Origin of the sequence: Streptomyces sp. NBC_01381 (genome assembly GCF_026340305.1) — a bacterium.
GTDB lineage: Bacteria > Actinomycetota > Actinomycetes > Streptomycetales > Streptomycetaceae > Streptomyces.
In genome coordinates this window covers 223,249-248,742 of sequence record NZ_JAPEPI010000004.1, presented here as the reverse complement: position 1 = coordinate 248,742, position 25,494 = coordinate 223,249, and the positions used below count along the sequence as shown (strand labels likewise).

The 25,494-nt window shown below is 71.9% G+C and carries 24 protein-coding genes; 20 read left to right on the top strand and 4 right to left on the bottom strand.

Going from position 1 to position 25,494, the window contains the following annotated elements:
• The first annotated feature begins 12 nt into the window (after nucleotides 1-12).
• The 3 genes from otnI to OG453_RS42350 are packed head-to-tail and all read left to right on the top strand — an operon-like array spanning nucleotide 13 to nucleotide 2,668.
• A complete protein-coding gene (gene otnI / locus OG453_RS42360) occupies nucleotides 13-852 on the top strand; it encodes a 2-oxo-tetronate isomerase (RefSeq protein WP_266874122.1) in 840 nt (279 codons plus the stop codon).
• Nucleotides 849-1,889 (top strand): D-erythronate dehydrogenase, encoded by a 1,041-nt coding sequence (gene denD / locus OG453_RS42355; RefSeq protein ID WP_266874121.1) that lies wholly within the window; start codon nucleotides 849-851, stop codon nucleotides 1,887-1,889. The genes otnI and denD overlap by 4 nt, the downstream gene beginning before the upstream one ends.
• 17 nt (nucleotides 1,890-1,906) lie before the next feature.
• Complete coding sequence (locus OG453_RS42350) at nucleotides 1,907-2,668, top strand: FadR/GntR family transcriptional regulator (protein ID WP_266874120.1); 762 nt, start codon at nucleotides 1,907-1,909, stop codon at nucleotides 2,666-2,668.
• Nucleotides 2,669-2,755: 87 nt separating this feature from the next.
• Here OG453_RS42350 and OG453_RS42345 read toward each other — a convergent pair whose 3' ends face one another.
• Entirely contained in the window at nucleotides 2,756-3,907 is a 1,152-nt protein-coding gene (locus tag OG453_RS42345) for a hypothetical protein (protein ID WP_266874119.1), read from the bottom strand.
• A 200-nt stretch (nucleotides 3,908-4,107) separates the two neighbouring features.
• A complete protein-coding gene (locus tag OG453_RS42340; protein WP_266874363.1) occupies nucleotides 4,108-5,043 on the bottom strand; it encodes an NADP-dependent oxidoreductase in 936 nt (311 codons plus the stop codon).
• A gap of 135 nt (nucleotides 5,044-5,178) precedes the next feature.
• Here OG453_RS42340 and OG453_RS42335 point away from each other — a divergent pair, with 135 nt between their 5' ends.
• On the top strand, nucleotides 5,179-6,165 hold the full coding sequence (locus OG453_RS42335) for a GlxA family transcriptional regulator (protein WP_266874118.1): 987 nt from the start codon (nucleotides 5,179-5,181) through the stop codon (nucleotides 6,163-6,165).
• Between the two features lie 509 nt (nucleotides 6,166-6,674).
• Here the strand turns inward: OG453_RS42335 and OG453_RS42330 are convergent.
• Nucleotides 6,675-6,824: a hypothetical protein gene (locus OG453_RS42330; RefSeq protein ID WP_266874117.1), complete on the bottom strand. Its 150-nt coding sequence runs from the start codon at nucleotides 6,822-6,824 to the stop codon at nucleotides 6,675-6,677.
• A 336-nt stretch (nucleotides 6,825-7,160) separates the two neighbouring features.
• Nucleotides 7,161-7,400, bottom strand: coding sequence for a hypothetical protein (locus OG453_RS42325; RefSeq protein WP_266874116.1), 240 nt, complete (start codon nucleotides 7,398-7,400; stop codon nucleotides 7,161-7,163).
• Between the two features lie 443 nt (nucleotides 7,401-7,843).
• On the opposite strand from OG453_RS42325, the gene OG453_RS42320 reads away from it, so the two are divergent.
• From OG453_RS42320 to OG453_RS42245, 16 genes are all read left to right on the top strand, one after another.
• Nucleotides 7,844-8,503 carry a DUF4255 domain-containing protein gene (locus OG453_RS42320; protein WP_266874115.1) on the top strand — a complete coding sequence of 220 codons (660 nt, stop codon included), beginning with the start codon at nucleotides 7,844-7,846 and terminating at the stop codon, nucleotides 8,501-8,503.
• Nucleotides 8,500-9,231, top strand: coding sequence for a hypothetical protein (locus OG453_RS42315; protein WP_266874114.1), 732 nt, complete (start codon nucleotides 8,500-8,502; stop codon nucleotides 9,229-9,231). The genes OG453_RS42320 and OG453_RS42315 overlap by 4 nt, the downstream gene beginning before the upstream one ends.
• 14 nt (nucleotides 9,232-9,245) lie before the next feature.
• A complete protein-coding gene (locus OG453_RS42310) occupies nucleotides 9,246-11,087 on the top strand; it encodes a phage tail sheath subtilisin-like domain-containing protein (RefSeq protein WP_266874113.1) in 1,842 nt (613 codons plus the stop codon).
• A 60-nt stretch (nucleotides 11,088-11,147) separates the two neighbouring features.
• The gene (locus OG453_RS42305) at nucleotides 11,148-11,606 is read left to right on the top strand and encodes a phage tail protein (RefSeq protein WP_266874112.1); all 459 of its coding nucleotides are present in this window, start codon (nucleotides 11,148-11,150) and stop codon (nucleotides 11,604-11,606) included.
• 13 nt (nucleotides 11,607-11,619) lie between these two features.
• Nucleotides 11,620-13,239, top strand: a complete 1,620-nt coding sequence (locus tag OG453_RS42300; protein ID WP_266874111.1) for a phage tail sheath subtilisin-like domain-containing protein — start codon at nucleotides 11,620-11,622, stop codon at nucleotides 13,237-13,239.
• Nucleotides 13,236-13,751 carry a phage tail protein gene (locus tag OG453_RS42295; RefSeq protein ID WP_266874110.1) on the top strand — a complete coding sequence of 172 codons (516 nt, stop codon included), beginning with the start codon at nucleotides 13,236-13,238 and terminating at the stop codon, nucleotides 13,749-13,751. The genes OG453_RS42300 and OG453_RS42295 overlap by 4 nt, the downstream gene beginning before the upstream one ends.
• A gap of 74 nt (nucleotides 13,752-13,825) precedes the next feature.
• On the top strand, nucleotides 13,826-14,050 hold the full coding sequence (locus tag OG453_RS42290) for a putative phage tail protein (RefSeq protein WP_266874109.1): 225 nt from the start codon (nucleotides 13,826-13,828) through the stop codon (nucleotides 14,048-14,050).
• Nucleotides 14,051-14,106: 56 nt separating this feature from the next.
• A complete protein-coding gene (locus OG453_RS42285) occupies nucleotides 14,107-14,757 on the top strand; it encodes a LysM peptidoglycan-binding domain-containing protein (RefSeq protein WP_266874108.1) in 651 nt (216 codons plus the stop codon).
• On the top strand, nucleotides 14,757-15,974 hold the full coding sequence (locus OG453_RS42280; protein WP_266874107.1) for a phage late control D family protein: 1,218 nt from the start codon (nucleotides 14,757-14,759) through the stop codon (nucleotides 15,972-15,974). The genes OG453_RS42285 and OG453_RS42280 overlap by 1 nt, the downstream gene beginning before the upstream one ends.
• A 7-nt stretch (nucleotides 15,975-15,981) precedes the next feature.
• On the top strand, nucleotides 15,982-16,713 hold the full coding sequence (locus OG453_RS42275) for a phage baseplate assembly protein V (protein WP_266874106.1): 732 nt from the start codon (nucleotides 15,982-15,984) through the stop codon (nucleotides 16,711-16,713).
• Entirely contained in the window at nucleotides 16,710-17,189 is a 480-nt protein-coding gene (locus OG453_RS42270) for a GPW/gp25 family protein (protein WP_266874105.1), read from the top strand. Before OG453_RS42275 ends, OG453_RS42270 begins: the two co-directional genes overlap by 4 nt.
• Nucleotides 17,186-19,345, top strand: coding sequence for a hypothetical protein (locus tag OG453_RS42265; RefSeq protein WP_266874104.1), 2,160 nt, complete (start codon nucleotides 17,186-17,188; stop codon nucleotides 19,343-19,345). Before OG453_RS42270 ends, OG453_RS42265 begins: the two co-directional genes overlap by 4 nt.
• The gene (locus tag OG453_RS42260; protein WP_266874103.1) at nucleotides 19,342-21,501 is read left to right on the top strand and encodes a putative baseplate assembly protein; all 2,160 of its coding nucleotides are present in this window, start codon (nucleotides 19,342-19,344) and stop codon (nucleotides 21,499-21,501) included. Before OG453_RS42265 ends, OG453_RS42260 begins: the two co-directional genes overlap by 4 nt.
• 3 nt (nucleotides 21,502-21,504) lie before the next feature.
• The gene (locus OG453_RS42255; RefSeq protein ID WP_266874102.1) at nucleotides 21,505-22,977 is read left to right on the top strand and encodes a hypothetical protein; all 1,473 of its coding nucleotides are present in this window, start codon (nucleotides 21,505-21,507) and stop codon (nucleotides 22,975-22,977) included.
• Nucleotides 22,974-24,356, top strand: coding sequence for a hypothetical protein (locus OG453_RS42250; protein ID WP_266874101.1), 1,383 nt, complete (start codon nucleotides 22,974-22,976; stop codon nucleotides 24,354-24,356). The genes OG453_RS42255 and OG453_RS42250 overlap by 4 nt, the downstream gene beginning before the upstream one ends.
• Nucleotides 24,353-25,492: a hypothetical protein gene (locus OG453_RS42245; RefSeq protein ID WP_266874100.1), complete on the top strand. Its 1,140-nt coding sequence runs from the start codon at nucleotides 24,353-24,355 to the stop codon at nucleotides 25,490-25,492. Before OG453_RS42250 ends, OG453_RS42245 begins: the two co-directional genes overlap by 4 nt.
• Nucleotides 25,493-25,494: the final 2 nt, after the last annotated feature.

The window sequence follows — 25,494 nt, the reverse complement described above, 5'->3', positions numbered from 1 at the left end:
ACAGGAGCAAGCATGCCGAGGTTCGCCGCGAACCTGTCCATGATGTACACCGAGCACGACTTCCTCGACCGCTTCGCCGCGGCGTCGGCGGACGGCTTCGACGCCATCGAGTACCTCTTCCCGTACGACCACGAGCCCACCGAACTGCGCCGACGGCTCGACGAGCACGGCCTGCGCCAGGTGCTGTTCAACGCGCCTCCCGGCGACTGGGAGTCCGGGGAACGTGGCATCGCCTCGCTGCCCGGCCGCGAGGCCGAGTTCCGCTCCGGGATCGACCGGGCGCTCGCATACGCCGTGGCGCTCGGCTGCGGCCAAGTGCACGTGATGGCCGGTCTCCGGCCTGCGGACGCCACGCCCGCACAGCTCGCCGAGCACCGCGCCACGTACCTGGACAACCTCACCTGGGCGGCGCAGCGGGCCGCCGCAGTGGACATCGACGTACTGATCGAGCCGATCAACGGCCGTGACATGCCGGGCTACTTCCTGCACCGGCAGGCCGAGGCACACGCGATCGTGCAGGAGGTGGGCGCCCCGAATCTCAAGGTGCAGCTCGACCTGTACCACTGCCAGATCGTCGAGGGCGACCTCACCACCACACTGCGCCGCGACCTTCCCACCGGCCGCGTCGCCCATCTGCAGATCGCGGGCGTGCCCGACCGCCATGAGCCCGACCAGGGCGAACTCGACATCCGGTATCTGTTCGACGTCGTCGACGAGCTGGGCTTCGAGGGATGGATCGGCTGCGAATACCGCCCCCGCTCCGGTACGAGCGAGGGGCTCGGCTGGCTCAAGAACTACGGCCAGCTGAAAAGCCACGGCCGGCTCAAGAACAACCGAGGAGAACGCGCATGAGGATCGTCATCACCGGTGGCTTCGGCTTCCTGGGGCAGCAGGTCGCCGAGGCGTTGCTGAAGCGGCGGACCCTGTGCGGCACGCCCGTGGACCGCCTGGTGCTCGCCGACCGGTTCGTCCCTGCCGGGTCATCCCTTGCCGCCGAGCCGCTGGTCGATGTCGTACAGGGCGACCTGAGCGAGCGTCTCGACGAGATCTTCGCGCGGCCGGTGGACGTCCTGATCCACCTGGCGTCCGCGGTCTCGGCCGAGTGCGAGGCCGACTTCGACCTCGGCATGAGCGCCAACCTGGACACCACCCGCGCGCTGCTCGATGCCGCCCGCGCGCAGTCCGCGGCCGGCGGGCCGACGCCCCGGGTCGTGTTCTCCAGCAGCGTCGCGGTCTACGGCTCCGACCCCGCGCTGCCGCTGCCGCCCGTGGTCGGCGAATCGACGCTGCCCACACCGCAGTCGAGCTACGGAACGCAGAAGCGCGTCTGCGAGATGCTGGTCGCCGAATACACCCGCAAGGGCTTCGTCGACGGGCGTGTGGCACGCCTGATGACGGTGTCGGTGCGGCCGGGCAAGCCGAACGCGGCCGCCTCCGGCTTCCTGTCCGGCATCATCCGCGAGCCCCTCTCCGACCTCCCCGCGACCTGCCCGGTCGGCCCCGAACTGCGGGTCGCGCTGGCCTCTCCGCGGCGCACGGTCGACGGCATCCTCCGCATCGCCGAGGCCGAGCGGGGCAACGGCCCCGGGCAGCTCGACGGCGGGCTCCCGGTCAACCTGCCGGCGCTCACGGTGACCGTCGCCGAGATGCTCGCCACGCTGCGCCGAGTGGCCGGAGACGCCGTCGCCGATCTGGTGACGGTCACGCCCGACCCCGCCGTCGAGGCCATCGTCGGCTCATGGCCCGCCGCCTTCGACAACGCGCGCGCCACCGCGCTCGGTCTCGCGCCCGACGAGAACTTCGAGTCGGTCGTACGGGCGTACGTGGCGGACCACCCCGATGCGGTGGCGGCGGGTTCGCTGCCCGCGCCAGGGGCGATCGGGGCCTGACGGATAGACTGACGAGCATGTTCTCCAAGGTGAGTGGTCCCGTACGGCTCGCGGACAGGGTCGCCGCGATCCTCGCGGAGGAGATCGAGTCCGGACGTCTGGCCGAGGGCGACAAGCTGCCGACCGAGGTCGAGTTGGTCAAGCAGCTCGGCGTCAGCCGCACCGTGATCCGCGAGGCCGTTTCGCGGCTGCGGAACGCGGGCCTGGTCGAACCGCGGCAGGGCCGGGGCGTGTTCGTCATGCCCCGGCGCACCCGGCCGCTCGACCTCGAGGCGGAGACCGGGGCCGGGGCATCCGACACCAAGGCCAAGGTGCTGCAGATCGTGGAAGTCCGCCGCGCCATGGAGGGTGAGGCGGCCTCCCTCGCGGCCACCCGTGCCACACCGCAGGACGTCGACCGGATGCGGCAGTCCCTGGCCGCGATCGACGAGGCGGTCGCGGCGGGCGGCGACGGCGTGGACGAGGACCTCGCGTTCCACCAGTCGATCGCCGAATCGACCGGCAACGCGGTGATGGTCTCGACCGTGCGGTACCTCGGAGAGGTGCTGCGCAGCGGCATCCGCGTCACACGGGCCAACGAGGCGCGGCGGGGCGACTTCATCGAGGCGGTCCGGGTCGAGCACCACGCGATCCTGGCGGCCGTCGAGTCCGGCGACGCGCGGGCGGCGCGCACCGCCGTGCGCCGTCACCTGAAGCACGCCGCGTCCCGTCTCCAGGACGCGGACGAGGGCTTCTGGACAGAGGCGGACGACCTTGAGGTGGATCTGGACGCGCCGTGAGGTGGACGCGCCCTGAGGTTGGACGCGCCGTGACGGGCGGGAGCCCTCGGTAGCGGCGCGCCCTACTACTTGTTCGAACCCCGGAAACTACTTGCTCGACCCCCGGAAGCGCCCGAACGCCTTCGTGAGGGAGCCCAGCGGTGAGCCGTCCGCCTTGGCGAGGCCAGGCGCGGACGGCCGGGGCACACCGTCGCCGCCGGTCACCTCGGCCAGCGCGGCGTGCGCCGTCTCGGCAGCCTCCTGGTACAGGTCACGGGATTTCGTCATGGCGTCGAGCTCTTCGGCGTACCTGGCGACCATGGACTGGGCGTGCACCAGCTCCTCGTCCGGGGTGAGCAGGTGCCAGCCCCGGCGCAGCCGCGTCAGGGCCTGCTCGGCCTCGGCGGGCAGCGGCCGCGGCAGCACGGCGAACTCCTTGATCCTGTCGAGGAGTTCGGTCGGTTCCGAGCCGTCCAGGAAGACGCTGCGCACCGTGAAACGCTCCGCGTCGTAATCCGGGCCCTGCGGAGCCGCGGGCAGCACGACGGCGCCGCCGCGCGGCATGCGCACGCTCAGCTCCCGCTTCATCGCGAAGTCGGCGATCTGCGCCTGCTCCGGCGTGCCCCGGTGCTCGACCACGCGGTGCCGCAGGCTCGGCGGCAGGAACTCCGCGATGGGCCGCTGCCCCTTCGCGTCCGGCGTCATCGCCTCGTGCACCACGATGTGGATGCACCAGCTCTGCCGGGTGCACTCCCGCAGCCTGCGGCGCAGCTCGTCGTCGTCCTTCGGCAGGTGGTTCGTCGTCCGCAGCCGCAGGCCCGGCACCGTGTCATGGTCCCAGGCGACCTGGTCGCTGTCGGGCCAGAACATGGTGGCGGGCGAGGGCCAGCGCGCGTCCCACGCACGCTCCGCCTCGGCGGCGATGACCCAGGTGACACCCTCGCCGTCCTTGCGGCGGGCTTCGGGGTCGTACGTGGTCAGCTGTGCGCGCACCGTGACGTCGTCGGCCACGCGCCAGCGGGCCTCGAAGAGGCGGCGAGCCGACGGACCGGGGTCGGCGGACTCGTCCCGCGGGTGCAGGACCGTGGAGCGGGCCGCCTCGACGGGGTCGAGGTCCAGGAAGTCGTCGAGCACCCCGGCCGCCTTGAGGGCGATCAGGTTGCGCCGGACGTCCTGCTCGGGCTCGGGCCCGAGATGGCGCCCGCGCCCCAGCCACGCGGTGTCGGGGGCGGTGGTCGAAGAGTTGCTGTTCTTGGCCATGGAGTCGTTCTGTGGGTGATCGGGGCCCGACCAGTATGGCCCGTGTACCTGGCGATCGAAGAGGTACCCCGTCAACGACTTCGACGTGCGGGGCATCGGGGCCGGGAAAACGCGCGGGGCGTCGGACCGGGGAGGGGGCACTGGCGCGCGCCAGTGCCCCCTCCCCTCGTCACCGTCGCGCCGGTACAACCGGCTGGCACCTACGGGCGGACCGTGAGCACCAGCTTCCCCGTGACGCGGCCCGTCTCACCCTCTTCGTGGGCCTTGACCGCATCGGCGAGCGGATACGTGTCCGAGACGTGGACCCGCAGCTGCCCGGACTCGACGAGTGCCGCGATCGCCGCCATGCCCGCCTGGTCGTGCTCCACCAGCATGTCCGTGGCCCGCACCCCCAACTCGGCGGCGCGCTCGGCCACTTCACCGAAGTTGCCCGGCAGGATCGACACCAGGATGCCGCCGGGCCGGAGCACCTCCAGGGAGCGCAGCCGGTCCTCGCCGCCCAGCGGGTCGAGCACCACGTCGATGTCGCGGGCCTCCTTGACGAAGTCGGCGGTGCGGTAGTCGATGACCTCGTCGGCGCCCAGGCCCCGTACGAACTCGTGCTTGGCGGCGGAGGCCGTGCCGATGACGTACGCGCCGCGCGCCTTGGCGATCTGCACCGCGACATGGCCCACACCGCCGGCCGCCGCATGCACCAACACCCGCTGGCCCGCCTCCACATGGGCGTTGTCCACGAGGGCCTGCCAGGCGGTCAGCGCGACCAGCGGCAGCGCGCCCGCCTCGACGTGGCTCAGCGTGGCGGGCTTCGGCACGAAGGCGCGGGTGGGGCCGGTGACGTACTCGGCGTGCGAGCCGACTCCGTACGGGTACGGCAGCATCCCGAAGACCTCGTCGCCCGGCTGGAACAGCGAGACGCCGATGCCGACCGCCTCGACGACGCCCGACACGTCCCAGCCGAGCGTGAACGGCGGCTCGCCCAGGAAGTAGCCGAGCCCGCGGTGCTTCCAGTCGGTCGGGTTCACGCCCGCCGCGTGCACGGCGACGAGGATCTGTCCGACGCCGGGCTTCGGGCGCGGGACCTCGATCTCCTTCAGTACGTCGGGATCGCCGAGGACGTCCTGGCTGATGGCCTTCATGATCGGCTGAGTCGGCTCTGCCTGCTGCGCCTGCTGTGCCTGCTGAGAAGCGGTGTTCTTGGTCATGGATTCAGCCTGCGGCAAGGGCTTGACCTGGACAATGGCAAGATAGCCATTAAGCGATAGAATCGTGCCATGGCTTCAATGGAATTCCGTGCCGCTCGCCCGCACCGCGTGGCCGTCCTCGCTCTGGACGGCGTCTACCCCTTCGAGCTGGGCATCCCGAACCGCGTCTTCCCGCTGGTCCCCGGGGCGTACGAGGTGGTGACCTGCGCGGCGACGGACAAACGCACCCTGGCCACCAATGCCGACTTCAGCATCACCGTCGAGCACGGCCCCGAGGCGCTGGAGAGCGCGGACACGGTGGTCGTACCGCCCTTCGACCTGCGGCACATCACCGCCGAGCTGTCGGAGCCGGTGCGCGAGGCGCTCGCCCGGATCAGGCCGGGCACGCGGTTGGTGTCCATCTGCACGGGGGCGTTCACGCTCGCCGCGGCCGGGCTGCTCGACGGGCGGCCCGCGACGACGCACTGGTCGCTCGCGGATCTCTTCCGGCGGATGTTCCCCCAGGTCGACCTGGATCCGGACGTGCTGTTCGTCGACGACGGCGACATGCTCACCTCGGCGGGCGCCGCGTCCGGCATCGACGTGTGCCTGCACATGGTCCGCTCCGACCACGGCAGCGCGGTCGCCAACCGGGTCGCCCGGCACTGTGTCGTACCGCCGTGGCGGGAGGGCGGCCAGGCCCAGTACATCGAGCAGCCGGTGCCGGACGAGGGCGTCACCGGCACCGCCGCGACCCGCGCCTGGGCCATGGAACACCTCGACCGGCCGCTGGCCCTGCGGGAGTTGGCGACGCACGCCCGGATGAGCCCGCGCACGTTCGCGCGCCGCTTCCAGGAGGAGACGGGCACGAGTCCCGGCCGGTGGCTGATCCAGCAGCGGGTGCACCGGGCCCGCCATCTGCTGGAGTCCAGCGATCTCGCGGTCGACCGGATCGCGGCAGAGGTCGGTTTCGCCACCGGGACGTCGCTGCGGCAGCACTTGCAGGCGGCCATCGGGGTGTCACCGCAGGCGTACCGGAAGACGTTCCAGGCGGGGGCGGCGGCTGTGGGCGGATAGGCGGTTTCGTTTGGGCGCCGCGGTGGCGGCTGCGCGTGACAGTGCGCACGGCCAACAAGTACGGCGCCGCAGCCTGGGCGGAAACCTGGTGCGACACGGTGCCCTACTGACGGTGGGTAGTTGAACAGCGGGCCGGATCGACAGTAGGCCTGATAGGCGGAGGCCGGGCACTTGGGAGTGTGCTCGTCAAGGCAAGGCGCGCTGCAGGTCGTTGAGCAGGGAGTGCGCCCACTGTGCCGCACCGGTCCCGGCGCCAGTCGCGGCTCCGGTGACCGCTCCGGCCGTGACAGAGGCCAGGACGTTCCGGTGCCGGCAAGCACGGCTCAGGCGGCTGCCTCCGCGTCCACGGCATCGCTCTTGCCCCGCCGACGGCGCATCGCCCGGTTGGGACGGTTGACCTCAATGACCTGCATGCCGGCTGCCCGCAGAGTCCGGGTGAGGCCCGCCCCATAGCAGCCGGTGCCCCTCGACCCCGACCCTCGTGAGGCGACCCAGTTCCTGGGCCCAGGTCAGCAGGTCCCGGCAGCCGTGGTCGGGAAGGACCGGCCGCCCAGCACCACGCCGAGCAAGCTCAGGACGACGGCCACATGGCAGTCCTTGTGCGTGTCCACACCGATGACGATCTCGGTCTGGTCGGACGCCCTCAAGAGGGAAACCACTGCATGTCTCCCCACATCACAGCACCGGACGGACGGCACACCGGGCGAGAGAGCGGTCAGACCTGTGACGATGCCGAAGCACGGCCCCTATACGGACACGGCTCCCGCCCGGAGGCAGATGCACAGCCCCGCGTACAGCCGACAGATCGCACTCAGGGCATCCCCGGAAGGAGCCAGGCAGGATACGGGCCAGACCATGCCCTGGGACAGCAACTCTCCATCCACAGGCAGGATAGGGAACCAACGGGACCCCTCAGGTGAAGAGTTGAGACGTCAAGCACCTCTCAGAACACCCCAGGGGCCTCGCCCGCATCTGCCGCCAGCGCCGGCACCCGATCAGCGGCCGCTCTCAAAGAGCTCCTTGGAAGCCAGCGGATCACTGGACTGACGCCCGATGTGATTACTGAACTCGTTGCCAAGATTGGCCCGTTGCGGCAGGAGCAGCACCTGAACCGGCGTCAGTCGAGGCCCGTACCAGACCTTGTCCTCCTTCGCCTCCCCCTGGATGAGCGCCAGTTTCTGCAGTACCGCCCGCCCCGCCGCGTCAACGTCCCCCACCGTGACGCTCTCCACCAAGCGACGCGCGGCACCATCGTGGTCGTTCTCCGCCTACCACACATCAACCAAATCCAGGAGGTCGATCAGGGCCAGCCACAGAGCGAGCGTGAACTCGGCGACAACAGGTCGGTGGGTAACAGGATTGTGGGCGGCGGCAATCACCGTCTACAGAGCGATGTCGGCGTCCACGAACGCGACGCCTTCCCCGCTGGCCGTCGCTCGTCGAGCGTGGCGAGCCGTACGGCAGCTGGCCGTAGCTCTGTGACTCAACCCCTGCCGTCCCGGGCTCCAAGCGCAGTCCGACCAGCCCGCATTCCGGTGCCGCACAGCCCACCCGATCACCCACGTGCGGCACCAAGCCTAGGGGGATGCAAGGGATTTCCCGGAAGAACCGGGATGCGCCCCACGCCTAGCCTCGGTGGTAGCTGACCGGTCCGGCCCGCAGCTGTCGGGACGCATACGTGCCGCAGCCGCACGATCAGGGGGTGATCGCCGTGGGCAGTCCCGATGTGATCGCCGATGTGTCCGACATCCTGCTGCAGGTGCTCACCGCCGCGGTGCACGAGTCCGATCCCACGGCTCAGGTGCGTCTCGTCGAACTCGTCGGGCAACAGCAGGGCGGAGGCGGTGGAACGCTCGGTCTCGAGCTCTTCCTCTACGAGGTCACCGAGGATCCGAGCACACGCAACCGGCCTCCGCGCCGCACCGTCGTCGAGGATCCGGTCAGCGGCGCGATCCTGCAGGAGCGCCGCAGGGCCGACATGGCGCTGTTGCTGCGCTATCTGGTCATTCCAACCGGCAAAACCCCAGACGCACAACAGCGGTTACTCGGCTCGGCGATGCGGGCGCTGTACGACCACGCCATCCTGCAGGCCCCACAGCTCGTGGCGGCCGCGCAGAGCAACAGTGTGGCCGACGCCGGGGAGCCGCTGACGCTGCGCCTGGCCCCGCTGTCCCTCGACGAGCGGGCCAAGGTGTGGTGGGCGATCGCGCAGCCGTACCGGCTCTCCCTCAACTACGAGGTGAGGGTGGTCAATCTGGCCTCCCGGGACATCACCACGGACTCCGCCGTCACCGGCGGTGCCGTCGACGTCGGACAGATCGCGGGAGTACGCCCATGAGGGCCGGTGGACCGGCGGTGGACACCGTACGGATCGCGGCGGGACCGGTCTGTCTGCTCCCGCTGGACGCCTTCACCGGGCGCGCGCCCGTTCTACGGGTCACCGCCGTGGTCGAACGGCTCCTGACCGGCGGGCGATGGGCCGCTGAGGACGATGTTCCGGTCGTGACCACTCCGAGCGGTGTGGTCGTACTGCCGTCCCTGGCGAGTGCGCATCCGGCTCCCGCTCCTGGCGCGGTGCAGCGTCTGCGTATCCGGCTCATCTCGCCGTATCTTCTGGCCGCCGAGCACCCGGCCGGCGTGGAGTTCGACGCCCCGGCGTCCGCGGCGCCTCCGGTGACACGCGTACGGCTGTATCCGTTGCCCGCCTACCCGTTCCCGCCCGGGACCAGGCTGCTGCGCGGGCGAGTGCGGCGTGGCGGGGCCCCGGGCGCGGCCGTGGCGGGAGCTGCAGTCTCCGGCCGGGCCCGCGCGGACCCAGGCCACGTCCCGCGGGTCGCCGACTGGATGGAGTACGCGGCCACGGCATGGGACGGCACCTTCCGGCTGCCGCTGCGGCTGGTCGGCAGCAAGCCGCAGCTGCCCCCGGCGAACCCGGCCGAACCGGAGGCCGAGTGGTTCACGGTCACGGCGCTCGCGGCTCCCGGCCAGGCCGGCGGCCCCGAGGCGTCGGTCCATCTGACCGCGCAGGACATCCGCGGTACCGAGCAGCTCATCGAGATCCCGTAGCGGAGGAAGCCCCGATGCCCCAATATCTCAGCCCAGGCGTCTTTGTCGAGGAAATCTCCAGCGGTCCGAGGCCCATCACCGGGGTCGGCACCAGCACCGCCGGCATGGTCGGGGTGACCGCTCGGGGCCCGGATTCGGGCAAGCCCAAGCTAGTGACCAGTCTGCAGGACTTCCATCGCCTCTTCGGCGGCTTCCTGCCCCGGCCGAGCGACGCCGATGTCCTCACCGCCAACGGGAAGAAAATACGCTGGTGGCTTCTGCCGCTGGCAGTGAAGGGCTTCTTCGACAACGGCGGCCAACTGCTCTACGTCAAGCGGGTCATGCCCCCGGCCGACAGCACTGCTGCTTCCGCGACTATTGAAGAGGATCCCGTGCCGCCGGCGGCGGCCGTTATGGTCCTCACCGCGCAGGCACGGCAGAAGGGTGAGCACGGCAACACTCTGAAAGCCCTGCTGCAGCTCACGCGGGGTGCCGCCTTGAATGTCGTCGCACCGCCCGCGGGCAGCCCTCCGAACACCGTGACGCTCGCCAGTCCCGGCGCGATCAAAGACAAAGACACCGTCCTCCTCATCCCCACCGACACCACACGCGACCCCAGTCTGTACACGGTCGTGGGCCCTCCCACGGAGAACACGGTCGTGGGCCCTCCCAAGACGACCAGTTTCTCGCTCACCCTGGACCGCCCGCCCGCGCCGGCGGCCATCGCGGGCGACACCCTCAGGCTGGTGAGGTTCCGGCTGGAGATCGTCAACAAACCAACCGGCGTACCGGCGCATACCCTGACGATCCCTTCGGAGCCCGACCCGCCGACCGCAACCCTGGCGGAGCTCCAAACAGCCGTCGCCGCGAATCCGGACGCGCTGCTCACCCTCACGATCGGCGCCGCCCCGCTGCCGTTCCTGGGCAAGCTTGTCTCCAGGACCGATCCGAACCTGCCACTCGCCACCCTGAATCTCACAGACGGGACAGGAACCTTCACAGCCGCCTCCTACATCGGCGTGGACGGCGGCAGCGGGAACCGTACGGGCATCCAGGCGCTCGAGGACATCGACGAGGTCTCCATCTGCGCCGTGCCCGGTGTCTGGGACGAGACGGTCCTGGAAGGCCTCACCACCCACTGCGAGCTGCTCGGCGACCGGTTCGCCGTATTCGATGGCCCTCCCGCGGCCAACCTCGAAGACATCAGGACCTTCCGTGCACCGCTGTCCACTGACCGGGCAGCGCTGTACTACCCCTGGCTCCAGGTGCCAGATCCAGCGGGCGACGGCATCGCACAGGCGCCCCCGTCGGGGCACATGATCGGCGTATACGCCAAGACGGACCTGGAGCGAGGGGTCCACAAGGCCCCGGCCAACATCGTGCTGCGCGGCATCGTCCCCGGCTCGGGCCTGGCCGCCGACATCACACGGCGTGAGCAGGACACCCTGAATCCCGTCGGGATCAACGTGCTTCGGGCCTTCCCCAATCTGGGCCAACGGGTATGGGGGGCACGGACCCTGGCACCGCCCGCCGAAGCCCAATGGCGATACGTCAACGTCCGGCGGCTCTTCCTCTTCATCGAAGAGTCACTCGACGAAGGCCTTCAGTGGGTCGTCTTCGAGCCCAACGCCGAGGAACTGTGGGCCTCGGTCCGGCAGAGCATCAGCAGCTTCCTGGCCGGGGTCTGGCGATCCGGTGCGCTGCCCGGCGCCACCGAGGAAGAGGCCTTCTACGTCATCTGCGACCGCACCACGATGACCGAGGACGACCTCGCGCAAGGCCGTCTGATCTGCCAGGTCGGGGTCGCCCCCGTCTTCCCGGCCGAGTTCGTGATAGTGCGGATCCAGCAAGCGACCCGCGAATCGATCGCGACCTGAACAACGCCCGCGCCGCGACACCGATAACGCGGCAGCCGCCGCAGAAGAGAGGGGTCGGCTGTGCCACCCATCACGCGCAACGATCCGTACGGCGTCTACAACTTCCTCGTTCAGGTCACCGGGGTCGCCCCCGACGGCCAGGACGTGCAGGCGTCCTTCACCGAGGTCTCCGGGCTCACCGTGGACATCCAGCCGATCGAGTACCGCAACGGCAGCGACAAGAACAACCGTGTGACCAAGCAGACGGGCCTCACGAAACACTCCAACCTGGTCCTGAAGCGCGGCATCACCGGCCATCCGGACTTCTGGAACTGGGTCAAGCTGTCGATGAACGGCCAGACTCTGCGCGCCACCGGGTCGATCATGCTTCTCGACGAGAACCGCCAGGAAGTCATGCGCTGGAACTTCGACCGCGCCTGGCCGGTGAAGTACACCGGCCCCTCACTCGGCGCGACCAAGAACGAGATCGCGATGGAGACCCTAGAACTCTGCGTCGAAGCACTCCAGATCGACGTGTGACCCGGAGACCGCCGTGCCCGCATCCGCTCCACAACCGCCCCTGCCCGCCGGACCGTCGCTGCCGGGACTGACCGCGACGGCCCTCGCCGCGGCCGATCCGGTACAGCCCCTGCGCACCGATGTGGCCTGCTTCGCCGGGCGCACCCGGCGCGGCCCGCTGGCCGCCCCTGTGCGCGTCACGGACTGGGCGGCCTACACGGCTGTCTTCGGCGGCCTGGACAGCGCGCTCGATCTGCCGTACGCGATCCGGGGCTTCTTCGCCAACGGCGGCAGCGCGCTGTGGGTGTTGCGGACGGAGCCGGCGGGGCCGACCTCCGCCGCGGCCGCCTGGCCGGCCGGGGCGCCCTCGCCCTTCGCCCCTGAGGCAGGCTGCCGCATCGCAGCCGCATCGCCGGGCGGCTGGGCCGACGGAACCCGGGTGACGGTCCGTCACCGTCCGGCCGGAGGCGCAGGCGCAGGACACCCTCAGGTACTCGCGCGAATCGACGCACCCGGTGAGTCTCCCGAGTCGTTCGGCTGGCTGCGCGCCCCCGAACTCCCCGACGCCGTGGCGGCGCTCTCCCGGCTCGTCCGGCTGCTCCCCGACGGCCCCGCACCCGCCGACCGGTCAGGGGCGGCCCACGCGGGAACGCACACGGCCACCCTCACGGGAGGAACTCCCGCCCCCGGCAGCCCAGATGACAGCGGGACCCTCGCCGACGCCTACACCAAGGCCGTACGGGCCATGGCTGAGTTGCCGGAACCCGCTCTGCTCGCGCTGCCCGATCTGGACCGCTCCGGGGTCGGAGAGGGCCACCGAGACCAGCTGGCCGATCTGCTGGTCGAGGAGTGCGCGGCCGCGCTCGACCGACTGGCCCTGCTGGACCCGCCCTTCACGGGCACCTGGGTCTCCGACCCCGCCGCGGCGACGCTGCGGACCACCGTCTGGATGGACGCCCTGCGACAACGCCACGACACAGCAGGACTGCAGGCCTGCGCTGTGCACTGGCCACCATTGCGTGTGCCCGATCCGCTGGCCGCCACTCCGTCGGCGCTGCGTACGGTGCCTGCCTCCGGCCATGTCGCCGGAACAGCGGCACGCCTTGACCGTGAGCGGGGCGTGTTCGCGACCCCGGCCAACGCCGCCCTCGAGGACGTCGTCGACCTCGCCCATGTACTGCGCCCCGAGCAGGAAGCGGCTGTCTACGCGTCGGGCGCCAATCTGCTTCGCTGCCCGGCCGGCCGGGGTCCGCTCGTGTGGGGCGGCCGGACCGCCGTGCCGCAATTGCGGGCCGGGGGTGTGGGCGACGGCTGGTTCATCGCCCACCGCAGGCTGGTCCATCGGTTGGTGCGGGCGGCCCGCGCCGTGGCCGAACCGCTGCTCTTCGAGCCCGACTCACCCGGTCTGCGGCTGCTGCTCGTGCAGGGCCTCACCGAGGTTCTGCTCGGCCTGTTCGAGGCGGGCGCCCTGGCCGGGGAACGGCCGGCGGAGGCCTTCCGGGTGAGGTGTGACGAAGGGCTCAACCCTCCGGAGCTCATGGCCCTCGGGCAGCTGATCTGCCAGGTGGAGGTGGCTCCGGCCGCCCCCATGGAATTCATCGCCGTCCGGCTCCTGATGGGCCGGCGGGACCGACTCGAGGTGGTGGAGGGATGACCGAGCGGGCGCTGGAGTTCTTCACCGAGCCTTTGCCGAAGTTCCGGTTCCTGGTGGTCCTTGGCCCGGCCGCCGCCTATCTGCCGCCCGCGCAGGCGGCGTTGCTGTCGCTCACCGCGCAGGGCGCCTTCCAGCAGGTCGCCGGGCTCGGCGCGCAGCTGGAGGTCACGGCGTATCCGGAGGGTGGAGTCAACGACCGGGTCCGGCAGTTCCCGGTGCGGCACTCCTGGAACCGGATCGTGCTGCACCGCGGGGTGGCCCGGGGGCCGAGTCTGTGGGCCTGGTACCAGGCGGGGCTCAGCAATCCGCTGGGTGCGCGCCGCAGTGGCGCGGTGCTGCTGATGGACGCGGCCGGCCTGCCCGGTGCGGTGTGGGCCTTCCGCGGCGGCCTTGCCTCGAAGTGGACGGGCCCCGATCTGCACGCGGAGCGCAACGAAGTGGCTGTCGAGCAGTTGGAGATCGCGCACGAAGGTCTCGTGTCGGTGGAGCAGGCGGTGGCGGCTCTTGGGTGACGTACGAGAGACCGACCGCAGGCAGCCGCGCCGCAGGGCGTGAGAACGGGTTCGCACGGGTTGGGGAGATTGAAATGCTAACGATCCATCACCTTTCTGTCGACTTCGAGGTCGGAGGCGATGACACGGCAGTCTTCGCCCGGCTCTTCGCGGAGCACATCCGTGAGTGGTCGCAGCGGCAGGAGGACGCCAAGTCCCGCGACCGGTTGCTGGCCCGGGAGGCGTCCCTGACCGGTGACGGGCCAGGCGGCCGGGACTCCTCCGGCGAGTCCGCGGCCGGCTGCTTCGGGGGTGCCTGATGCTTCCGCTGCCCGGCCTCTCGTCAGGACGGGGTGCGGCACCGACGCTGGCGACCTTGAGCGTCCACCCGCTCGGTTCCGTGTCGGGGCCCACAACCCCGCTGCTGACGCTGCCGATCAATCCCACGGAGTACGCCGTCTCCAAGGCGGTGACGTTCGCCGAGATCGGCATCCCGGGCCTGGACGCGCCCCCGATGCAGTTCGTCCGGGGCGGCGCGCGGACGCTCAAGTTGAACGCGCTGGTCGACGCGGCCGAGGAGCCGGTACGCGCGGACCGCGATGTGCAGAGGAAATGGCTCGACGCCTTCCAGAAACTGACGCTCCGGCAGGGCAAGACCCATGCACCGCCCGTGGTGACCTTCGCCTGGGGTGCCAATCCCTCGTTCACCGGCGTGGTCGACAGTCTCGCCATCACTTACGTGCTGTTCGACCGGGACGGTACGCCGACCCGGGCCAAAGTGTCGCTGTCGCTCAAGGAGTTCAGGGCGGCCAAGGAGCAGCAACTCGCGACGGGGCAGAGCTCACCGACCGTGGAGAAGGTCTGGACGGTACGGCGCGGCGACACGCTCTCCTCCATCGCGGCCGCGGTCTACCGGGACTCCGGACGCTGGCGGGAGCTGGCGGCCGCCAACGCTCTCGCCGATCCACGGGCACTCACCCCCGGCATGGCACTCGTCGTTCCCGCGCTGGGACGGGAGCGAGGGTGATGGCACTGCCACGGAACACGACCGCGACGCCCCTGCCGGCGGACACCTACGCCCCCTGCTTCAAGATCAAGATGGGCGACGCCGAGTTCACCGAACAGCTGAATCAGTCGCTGCTCGACATCCAGGTGGTCCGTGAGCTGGACAAGACCGGAACACTCTCGCTGACGCTGAGCAACTGGGACGAGCTGACCATGCGGCTGCGTTTCGACGACGCAAAGCAATTCGCCGCCGGACAGTCGGTGGAGGTCCGGCTCGGATACGCCTGGCAGGAGAAGCCACCCGTGGTGGCCAAGGGCCAGGTCACCACGGTCCAGCCGGACTTCCCCTCGTCGGGTCCGCCGACGCTGCAGGTCTCCTGCCAGGACCGCACGACGCAGATGAAGGACCGCAAGCCGCTGCCGGGCGACGAGAAGAAGTTCCTGAACCTCGCCGACTGGCAGATCGTGAACAAGATCGCGGAGCGGCACGGCCTGGAGGTGGTGGCCGAGGAGGAGGGCGTGGTGCATCCGCTGGTGGTGCAGAAGAACCAGGACGATGTGGCCTTCCTGCTGGAGCGGGCGAAGGGCATCGATCGGGAGCTCTATGTGGCGCCTGACCCGGGGAGCGGGGAGGAGACTCTGTTCTTCGTCTGCCCAGCCGACGGCCGGGCGGGCTCGACGAAACGGCAGCCGCACACGTTCGACCTCTGGTACGCGGTACTGGCCGAAGGCGCCCGGTCGGGACGCGCGGAACAGGGCGAGGCGTCCAGGACCTCCCCGGAGCCCAACCTGATCTCGTTCCGTCCGACCCTGAAACTGGCCGGTCAGGTCGCCAAGGTGACGGTGCGCGGCTGGAACCCCCGGACGAAGAAGGCGATCGTCGCGAGCGCGACGCGGGCGGATCTGCAGGCGGAGCGCGACGCCGGACGCAGCGGTCCCTCGGCGGCCGCCGAGGAGATGGGCGACCGGGAAGAGGTCATCGTGGACCGTCCGGTGAGCTCCGAGCCGGAGGCACGGGCCCTGGCGGTGAGCGTGCTGCGCGACAAGTCGTACCAGTTCGTCACCTGTACGGGGCAGTTGGCAGGCCTGCCCGATCTGGTGCCCAGCGACTCGCTGCGGATCGGCGGGGTGGGGAGCAGGTTCGGCGGCACCTACTACACGACCAAGGTGACACACTCCTTCAACTCCTCTGGATTCTTCACCTCGTTCGAGGCACGACGCACGTCCGAGGGGCGGTGACCAGGCGATGACGGGAATGCCGGGATCGGCTGTCGGCAAGAAGTACTTCGGTGTGATGTCGGGTGTGGTGGATCGGGTGGAGGACGACCCGGAGAAGGAGTGCCGGGTGCAGTTGAGCCTGCCCTGGTTCGACGGAGCCACGATCTTCGAGTGGTGCCGGGTGGCACAGCCCTACGCGGGCAACGGATACGGGGCCAGCTTCGTGCCGGAGAAGGGCGACGAGGTGCTCGTCGCCTTCGACCAGGGCGACATGCGGTTCCCCATCGTTATCGGCTGCCTCTACAACGGCGTCGACAAACCGCCCACGGACCGTTCCGGCGGCCGGGACGAGAAGCTGCTGCGGACCAAACACGGCCACGAACTGGCCCTCGACGACAGCTCCGGCACGGAGGCCGTGCGGCTCACCTCGTCTGCCGGGCACCGCATCGAACTGGACGACGCGAACCACTCGGTGGTGGTGAGCACCGCGTCCGGCGGCAAGGTGACGGTGACCGCCGACGGCTCGGTGGAGATCAGCGCCGGTTCCCATCCCGTGAAGATCAGCGGCAGCTCGGTGACGCTGGAAACGACGGAGGTGAAGCTGGGCGGCGGTGCCTCGGACCACGCGGTCGCGTGGGAGAGGTTCCTGCCCTGGTTCACCGCGCACACCCACACGGTCCCCGGGGTCGGCGCAACCCTTCCGGCGATCGCCGCACCGGGTGTCCCGCCGATGTCGACGACCGTGCAGGTGGGGCCGTGACCGGCGGTGCGCCCGGCGGCGCGGAGGCGTTCCTCGGCCAGGGCTGGCGCTTCCCGCTGCTGCCGGATGCCTCCGGGCGCCTCGCGTACGCGGCCGGCGAGGAGAGCGTCCGCGACTGCCTGCTGGTGCTTGTGCGTACCGCGCTCGGTGAACGGGTGATGCGTCCCGGACTGGGCACCCGCGCACCCGAGTTGGTCTTCGCACCAGGCAGCTCACGCGCTCTGCGCGAGCTCGAGGACTCGATACGGGTAGCCATCCGCGACTTCGAGCCTCGGGCGGCCGTGGACGACGTACGGGCGCAGGCTCAGCCGGGCGAGGAGTGGCGGGTGACGGTCTTCGTCGACTACCGGGTCAGGGCGACCGGGCGGCACGAGACGCTGGTCTTCCCCTACTACCTCGACGGCGGCTCCGGCCTTGTGGGCGGCGCGGGCGCGTTCGGGGCCAGCGGACCCTCCGGCGGGGGTGACTCCTCATGACCCTGACGCCGTTGCGGCTCGACGATCTGACCTGGGGCGATCTGGTGGACGCGGTCCGCACCCGGATCCCTGCTGACTCCTCGGGCCGCTGGACCCTGCACGCCCCTGTGGACCCCGGCATGACCCTGCTCGACCTCCAGGCCTATCTCCTTGAGCAGCAGGTGTACCGGCTCGACCAGGTCCCGGACGCGGTCGTGCACGCGGTGCTCCGGCTCCTCGGCGTGCCGGGCCCCGCCCCCGCGACGGCCGCGGTGACGGTGCTGCAGATCGTCCCGCAGGAGCCCGGCACCCGGCTGCGGATCCGGGAAGGCGCCTCGTTCAGCCGTGAGCCGGGGCGCGGGACCAGCTTCCACCTCGGCCACGATCTGGACGTACTGCCGGTGAGCGTGACCGGATTGTCGGTGCGGGACGCGAACGGCGTGCGGGATCACACCGCCGACCTCGCCGCCGGACGCCCGGTGCCGCTGGCCGGCGCCCACGTCGGTCCCGCGCGGATCCGCGTACGGCTCTCCGTTTCCGGTGACGGTTTCCCGGACGGCGGAACGCTCTCGCTCCTGCTCGCGCTCGAGCAGCCGGCGGGGCCGTGGACCGGGAACCGGACACCCGACGGCTGGACCGCGGCGGCGGTGCCCGATGTGCCGCCACCGGTTCAACTCCTCTGGCACTACGGGCCTGTTGGGGATGTCAGCCCACTACCGGCCGCGGCGGTGGTGGACGGGACCGGCGGGCTGCGCCGCTCCGGTCTTGTCCGGCTTACGCTGCCGGCTACGGCCGCGGGGGCCGAGCGGGAACTGGTCTTTGCCACGCCTGCCGCGACGTTCGCCGCACCGCCTCGGCTGCTGCGGCTCTCCCCCAACTCCGTGCCCGCGCACCACGCGCAACGCGTCCGTCTGGAGGAGAGCGTCGACGGGCCCGTGGTGGCCCAACTCACCGACCGGCCACCGCTTCCCGGCTTCGCCGTCATCCTGCCGGGTGACGCCGCCGGGCGGCTGATCGATGTCGGGCGTTTCGCGCTGTGGGAGTCCGACGACGCCGGGAGCGGTCGCGCCTACGACTGGACGGCCGTACCGGATCTGGCGTTCAGCGGCCCGCTGGACCGGGTGTTCACCTTGGACCGGGCCTTCGGGGCGCTGCGCTTCGGCGACGGCCTGACCGGTCAGATCCCCCGGCCAGGTCGCCCCGGGTCCGGGGCCGTGTTGTGGGCGGAGTACCGGCTGGGCGGCGGGCCGTCCAGCAACGGCGGCGCGGACCCCGCCGTGAGCGTCCCCGCCCGTGCTGCCGTGCCTGCGGCGCTGCTCGCCTTCCCCGCGCTGGCCACGTTCGCCAGGCCGCGACCGGGGCGCGCGCCCGGGGAGGAAGCTCTGCCCGGGGACTGGGTGTTCACCGGCGGATCCTTGGACACCGAACCACCCGACGCGCCGTGCACCGCGCGCGCCCTGGTGCCGTCCGAGGGCGGCGCCGAGCCGGAGACCCCGGCGGCCGCGCGGCGCCGGGCCGCCACCGCGCTCGCCGTCGTCACCCGCGCCGTGACCGCCGCCGACCACGAGGAACTCGTCCTCTCCACCTCCGGCGTCGCCGTCGCCCGCGCCCACGCACTGGTCGGCGCCCACCCCGCGCACCCGGGCCGGACCGTGCCCGGCGCCGTGACCACCCTCGTCGTCCCCCGGGTACCGCGCGCCCCCGGCGACAGCGCCGCGCCCGACGCCGTACCGCTGCCCGTGCCCGACCCCGGGGCACTGGCCGCCGTTTACAGCCGCCTCGCGGCCGCACGCCTCCTCGGCGCCGGCGTGTTCGTCGCGCCGCCGCGCTACCGGTGGGTCCGTGTCCGCGTCACGCTCGCCGCGGACACCGTCCGCCGACAACTCCTCGACGCGGCACTGCGCCGCCATCTCGACCCCCTCACCGGTGGCGACGGCAACGGCTGGCCCTTCGGCGGTGTGCTGCGCCCCTCGGCGCTGTTGCGCGCGGCCGAACGCGCTCTGGCAGCGGCGGGCGATCGCACCCCGGTGCGGTCTGTCGCCGTGGCCCTGGATGAAGGCCCCTACGAGTCCTGCGGAGATCTGCCGCTGCGCGCCGGTGAGCTCCCCGGCCCCGTCGAGGTCCTGGTGTGCACCGCGCCGCCGTCCGGTGCCGCTCCACGGGAGGTCCGCGCATGAATGCCCACGACCCCGGCCGTCCCGCCGCGATCGATCCCTCCGCGAGGCTCGCGCCCTGCGCGGACGAACCGTGGTGGACGCTCTCCGCCGGTGCCGCGCGCACCGCGCTGCTCGACGCGGACGGCCGCCCGGTGCCGCTGGGCGTCGCGCGGGAGGACCTGGTCGCCGCGCTGCGCGCGCGGGTCGGTGGCTTCACCCCCGACTGGACCGGGTCGGGTCCCGACGACGCGGGGGACGCGCTGTTGCGGCTGTTCGCTCTGATGGCCGAGGCGGTGGCTGCTCGCGTCGACCGGCTGCCCGCGAAGCTGCTCGTCGAGCATCTGCGGATCGCCGGGGTCTCCCCACTGCCCGCCTCGCCCGCCCAGGTACTGCTGCGCCTCACGGCAACGGCCGCTGCCGGACCGGGTGTTCAGGTGCCCGCGGGCTTCCAGGCAGGCGCTCCCGGCGAGGACGGCACGGAGGTGGTCCTCGAGACCGTGGACGACATGTGGGTGTCGCCCGCAGAGCTCGCGTTCCTGGCGGTGGGCCGCCCGGCGACGGGCGCTCTGCCGGGGCCCGTGGACGAGGTGACGCCGGGGCAGGGTCCCGCCGCCGAGGGCTTCCTCCCGTTCGGCGCACAGGGCATTGCCGGTTCGGCCCTCTGGCTGGGGTTCACCGCACCGCAGGACCTCGAGGGCGGGCTCTCGCTCGCCTTCGTGGCGGCCCCGCGCCCCGGTGGTCCTGCCGCCGCCGCGCGGGGAGCCGTCGCGCCGCCCGGCGCGCCCCCGCCGGAACTGCACTGGTCCGTGCTGGACGGCGACACCTTCCGGCCGGTCTACGTCTTGGTGGACCACACCGGCGCTCTCTCGGGCACCGGGACCGTACAGCTGCGGCTGCCCGCCGGCTGGCGGCCGGGCCACCCGCCGGGCGGGGCCCAGTTGCCCGAGGCCCGCTGGCTGCGCGTGCGGCTCACCGGAGGGTCGTACGCGGAGCCGCCGCGGCTCGTCGCCGCCCTGCCGCATACGGTGCTCGCCTCAGCCGTACGGACCGTTCGCGACGAAGTGCTGAGCCCCGTACCTCTGGAGCCCCGGGAACTGGAGGGTGGCACGGGCGTGCGGCTGCGGGTGGCGACGCCGCCCGTCGTCCCGGGTTCGCTGACCGTCACCGTCGCTGACGACCCCGCCGCACCGCTCTTCCCCGACGCCGCCCCATCCCCCCTCGCGCAGGGCCCGGTGCCCGTGTGGCGCGAGGTGACCGACCTGGCCCTCGCGGGCCCCGCCGACCGGGTGTTCGCCCTCGACGCCGAGACCGGCGTCCTCATCTTCGGCGACGGGGTGCACGGCGTCGCGCTGCCGCCCGGCGTCGGCAACGTACGGGCCGTCAGCTACCACACCGGCGGCGGCAGGCAGGGTGCCGTGGCGGCGGACGCGGCCACCGTGCTGCGTACCGCCGTACCGGGCGTGGCAGCGGTGTCCAACCCGCTGCCCGGGACCGGCGGTTCGGACACCGAACTGTTCGGCGCGACCGTACGGCGCGGCGCCGCCGAGATCCGCACCGCCGGGCGGGCCGTCACTCCCGCGGACCACGCGCTCCTCGCGATGCGCGCCCCGGGCGCCCGCATAGCCCGCGCCCACGCCGTACCCGGGCATCACCCGGACCATCCCGGCGCCCGGCTGCCCGGCATCGTCGGCGTCTACCTGGTACCGCCCGACGAGGACCCCGCCACCACCGGTGCGCCACTCCCCACGGCCGGAGACCTCGAAGCCGTCACGGATCATCTGACGCACACCCTCGCCCCGACCGGCATCACCGTTGTCGCCGCCGCGCCCCGCTATGTCCGAGTCGACGCCCGGATCGAGCTGGCGCTCGAGGCGGGCGCCGACCGCGCCGCGGCCGTACGCCGTGCAGAGGGCGAGCTGCGCCGCTTCCTACATCCACTCGGCGGAGGCCCCGCGGGCGACGGCTGGCCCTTCGGCGGGCCACTCGTCCACACCACGCTGCTGCGCCGGTTGCTCACCGACGGCGCGGTGACAGCAGTGCCGCTGCTGACACTCACGGTGGACGGCCTACCCGTGCGGCCCTGCGCCGATACGCCACTGCCGCCGCACGCGCTGATCCGCGTCGGACGGGTGACGGCCTCCGTCGTCGCCGACACCACCGCGCAGAAAGGGAGGTGACCCATGGACATCCGCGCCGATGCACCCGCGTACCTGCTCCTGGACTCCGCCTCGGGCTGGTGCCCGGCCGCGGGAGCCGCCGCACCTCTCCCCGAACCGGTCCAGGAAGGCGACGCGCTGGTCCTTCCCTCCGGCGTCACCGAGGCGGCTCTGGTCACCGTCCCGCTCGACAGCGGCATCTCCCGGTGCCGCTGGCACCGCGTCCGCGTCGACGCGGACGTGCCCTCGGGCAGCGCACTGGTCGTCCAACTGGCCACCACCGGCGACGATCCCGAGGCCGCGCCGGGGCCCGACGACTGGCAGACGGTCGTGGGGCCGTCCTACGACGTCCTGGTGGACCAGCCGCCGGGCCGGTACCTCGCCGTACGGCTGCTGCTCGGCCGCAGCGACACGGCCGGGCCCGGGCCCGCCGTGCGGCAGCTGCGGCTCGACCTTCCCCGTGCCACTTCCGCCGACCTGCTCCCGGCCGTCTACCGCGAGGATCCCACCGCCGACGACTTCACCGAGCGGTTTCTCTCGCTGTTCGACTCGGTGGTCGAGACCCTCGACCGGGCGACGGAACGGGCTCCCGCGCTGCTCGACCCGGCCGGCGTGCCCGATGGCGTGCTGCCCTGGATCGCGGGTCTGCTCGGCCTCGATCTGGGCCCCGACCCCAACCCCGCCCCGGGTGCGAGCTCCGGCGGTGGCCTCGGGAGCAGGTCCCGGCCCGGGACTCCGGACCTGGGAAACGCGCAGCTCTCTCCAGCCGTACTGCGCCAACTCATCGCTGCAGCACCAGAGTTGCGCAGGCGGCGCGGCACTCCCTGCGGGCTCGCGCTCGCGCTGGAGATCGTCCTTGGGATGCGCCCGGCGATCCTGGAACCGGCCGCCGTGCCGTGGGGCGCCGTGGGCCGGGACACCCGCCTGGGCGAGGTGCGGCTGTTCGGACGGTCGACGGCGCGGGTTCGGCTCGGCGGCCCAGCAGTCCTGGGCTCGCGGCTTGCGGGAACCGGCGAGGGCCGGGGCGGGTCGCCGCTGCGTTCGCTCGGCGACCCGGACGACGACCCGTTGACCGGGAGCGCATTCCGCTTCCGCGTACTTGTCCCCCCGCACCCAGCCTCCGGCACCCGGAGTCCGGCGTCGCTCCACGGCATCGCCAGAACCACCGCCGACCTGATCGAACGGCTCTCCCCCGCACACACCACGGCGACCGTGTCCCTCGGCGGACTCGGCTTCACCGTCGGCGAACGCAGCGCGGTCGGCGTGGACACCCTCCTCGTCGGTCCCACGGCGTCCCCGGCCGGCCTGGCCGTGCTCGGCGCCGACACCCTGCTCGGGACGGACCGTTCGGGGCGTCGCGGCATCCTGCTTGACGGCACGTCAGGTGCGGGCCTCCGCACGGTGGCCCTCGACGAGGGCGGCGTCGGCGGACAACTCGACGCCAACGGCACCGGCGGACACACCCACGAGAACGAGAAGAAGGGCAGGACACCATGACGGCTACCCCGACCGGGCGTGACAGCGCCCCGCGGACCGGCCGGCGGCGGCTGACGTACTTCCACGGCCAGTTGCTGTCCGCGCAGGACCTTCGCCAGGAGCAGGGGCAGTTCCTCGCACGGCTGCGCCTACACAACCTCGCCCTGCACGGCTACGGCGTGGCCTACGGGCTGTGGACACGCCCGGTGCCGCCGCCCGCCGGCGAGTGCCCCGATCCAGATCGTGCGGAGCCCTGGATCGAGGTGAGCGACGGCGTGGCCGTGGACCGGCACGGCGACGAGCTGACGGTGCCGTGCGGCGTCCTGCCGCGGCACAACCTGTGGCGGATGCTCGACGAGGACGACCGCGGCCACGCCCTGGACGAGCTCCGCTCCGGCCGCGACGTCATCGCGTACCTGACGATCCATCACTGCGAGGAGCCGGTCGACAGCGTCCGCGCCGTCTACACCGAGGCCTGCGACGGCCTCCCGCGCACCGCCTACGCCCGTATCCGCGAAGGTTTCGCCCTGCGGGCGACGATCCGGCCGCCGCGGGTGGATCCCTGCGACCCTCCGTGCCCGTGCGAACCATCCGCACACAACACGGCGGACACGCACGGGTGCGGTGACGGCAGGGTCATCGGACCGGGTCTCCTGCTCGCCCGCGTGGACGGCCTGCGCCCCGACCGAGCACTGGCCCCGGAGCAGATCCATCCCGAAGTCCGCCGCCCGCTCGCGCGGCGTCCCACGACCGTGATCACCGGCATCTCGTGGCAGCACGGCGACCGGCTGACGACTCAGGAGGCCCGCACGCTGCTCGGCGAGCACGGCCTGCAGATCCACTTCTCCCGCCCGGTGCGCACCGCGACCCTATGGGACCCGGGCATCGCCGACCTGTTCCAAGTCACCGGTGGCCGGGGCGTCCACGGCACCGTCATGCGCCTGGAGACCGAGTTGGTCACTCAGAAGCCGGACGCCGAGACCGCGGAAAGGATCACGATCCGCCAGACCGACCACGAGTACCTCAACGACGGCGACCGGATCCATCTGGTGCTGCGCACCCCGTTCGTCCTGGACATCTGCGGCGACCCGGTGGACGGAACCCACACCGGCGGCCTCGTACCGCAGCCGGGCAGGCCGATCGCGCACCGGTCAGGGCTCCTGCCGCCGGACGGCTCCGGCCCCCGCACCTCCGGGACGCCCGCGGGCGCGTCCGGTGTCTTCGAGAGCTGGATCTTCATCGACAACCACCTGCACGGCCAGTCCCCGAAACGCGAAGCCGTCGCCCAGGCAGGCGCAGAGGCCGAGGCTGTCGCCGAGGCCGAACCCGTCGAGCGGACGGACACCACGGCCGAGGACGGCGAGACCGTCGGCAGCGAGACCCCTGAGGGGCGGCCATGACCACCTCCGACACCCAGACCGCCGACCGCCGCGACTGCGGCTGCGGCTGCGGCTGCGGCTGCGGTGAGAGCGGCGGCACCACTGCCTCCCTCGCCTCACCTGCCGGATTCCGCGCGGGTGGAACCGTCCGGCCGGTCTTCTTCGCGGGCCAGCTGCTCACCGAGGACGACCTTGGACGGCTCGCCGCCTGGACCACCGGGCTCATCCGCGCCCACAACCGGCTGAGCTACGTATCCGGGGAAGGACACGGCGCGGTCCTGTGCGGACTCGCCGTCAGCTGCGACTCCTGCAGTCGTGGTGTGGTGCGCGTCGGGACGGGCCACGCGGTGGACGGCTCGGGCAGCGACATCCCGGTGATCTGCGCCGAGGACGTGGATGTCGTCGCCCTGGTACGGGGGTTCCGTGCCTCGGGCGGCGGCTGCCCCGACCCCTGTCCGCCGGGGCCGGAGCGCACGTACGGCCTCTTCCTGCGCTACGAGGAGGAGTTCGCCGAGCCCGCGGCCCCCTACGATCCCGGCGACGGCTGCACGGCGGTCGGCTGCGTGCCCACGCGCGTACGCGAGGGTCACCGTTTCTCCGTGGGCTGCGTCCCCGATCCGCCGTCGGACCGCTTCTGCGCACTGTTGCACCGCCGGTTCGGCGATGACCGGGAGTTCCTGACGGCCTGCCAGAGCGAGGAGACACGGCCTTCGGCGGACGGTCTCACGGGCTGGCTCACCGCCCGCCTCGACCTCAACGGAGATCTGTGCGATCGCACACCCGCGGCGCTGCTGTGCGACGTGCCGCGCAAACCGCTCGACAATGACGTGCACCACAACCGGCTCCGCAAGATGGGTGCCTGGTGCGCCTTCGAGGCGTATCTGCGCGCGGCCGTCCGCTCGCTCCTCGTCGTCCCCTGCCCCGGTGGCTGCGCCCCGGAGGTGCTGATCGCCGAGGTGACGCTCGACGGCTGCGAGGTCGTACGGGCCGTGCCGGCCGGACGGCGCGGCGCCCATCTGTCGGATCCGGTGGAACAGCAGTGGCGGACACAGCTGGGCCGGCTCTCCGAACACGAGCCCAGGACGGACGAGTTGCTGGGGTTCCTGCTGGGTCTCCTCGACCTCACGGGCTGCCTGCCGCAGTCGACCGAGAACTAGAA

Bases quoted from the DNA above. Each gene is read 5' to 3' on its own strand.
- otnI (WP_266874122.1), top strand. From the start codon at position 13: ATGCCGAGGTTCGCCGCGAACCTGTCCATGATGTACACCGAGCACGAC.
- denD (WP_266874121.1), top strand. From the start codon at position 849: ATGAGGATCGTCATCACCGGTGGCTTCGGCTTCCTGGGGCAGCAGGTC.
- OG453_RS42350 (WP_266874120.1), top strand. From the start codon at position 1,907: ATGTTCTCCAAGGTGAGTGGTCCCGTACGGCTCGCGGACAGGGTCGCC.
- OG453_RS42345 (WP_266874119.1), bottom strand. From the start codon at position 3,907: ATGGCCAAGAACAGCAACTCTTCGACCACCGCCCCCGACACCGCGTGG.
- OG453_RS42340 (WP_266874363.1), bottom strand. From the start codon at position 5,043: ATGAAGGCCATCAGCCAGGACGTCCTCGGCGATCCCGACGTACTGAAG.
- OG453_RS42335 (WP_266874118.1), top strand. From the start codon at position 5,179: ATGGCTTCAATGGAATTCCGTGCCGCTCGCCCGCACCGCGTGGCCGTC.
- OG453_RS42315 (WP_266874114.1), top strand. From the start codon at position 8,500: ATGAGGGCCGGTGGACCGGCGGTGGACACCGTACGGATCGCGGCGGGA.
- OG453_RS42310 (WP_266874113.1), top strand. From the start codon at position 9,246: ATGCCCCAATATCTCAGCCCAGGCGTCTTTGTCGAGGAAATCTCCAGC.
- OG453_RS42295 (WP_266874110.1), top strand. From the start codon at position 13,236: ATGACCGAGCGGGCGCTGGAGTTCTTCACCGAGCCTTTGCCGAAGTTC.
- OG453_RS42290 (WP_266874109.1), top strand. From the start codon at position 13,826: ATGCTAACGATCCATCACCTTTCTGTCGACTTCGAGGTCGGAGGCGAT.
- OG453_RS42280 (WP_266874107.1), top strand. From the start codon at position 14,757: ATGGCACTGCCACGGAACACGACCGCGACGCCCCTGCCGGCGGACACC.
- OG453_RS42275 (WP_266874106.1), top strand. From the start codon at position 15,982: ATGACGGGAATGCCGGGATCGGCTGTCGGCAAGAAGTACTTCGGTGTG.
- OG453_RS42265 (WP_266874104.1), top strand. From the start codon at position 17,186: ATGACCCTGACGCCGTTGCGGCTCGACGATCTGACCTGGGGCGATCTG.
- OG453_RS42260 (WP_266874103.1), top strand. From the start codon at position 19,342: ATGAATGCCCACGACCCCGGCCGTCCCGCCGCGATCGATCCCTCCGCG.
- OG453_RS42255 (WP_266874102.1), top strand. From the start codon at position 21,505: ATGGACATCCGCGCCGATGCACCCGCGTACCTGCTCCTGGACTCCGCC.
- OG453_RS42250 (WP_266874101.1), top strand. From the start codon at position 22,974: ATGACGGCTACCCCGACCGGGCGTGACAGCGCCCCGCGGACCGGCCGG.
- OG453_RS42245 (WP_266874100.1), top strand. From the start codon at position 24,353: ATGACCACCTCCGACACCCAGACCGCCGACCGCCGCGACTGCGGCTGC.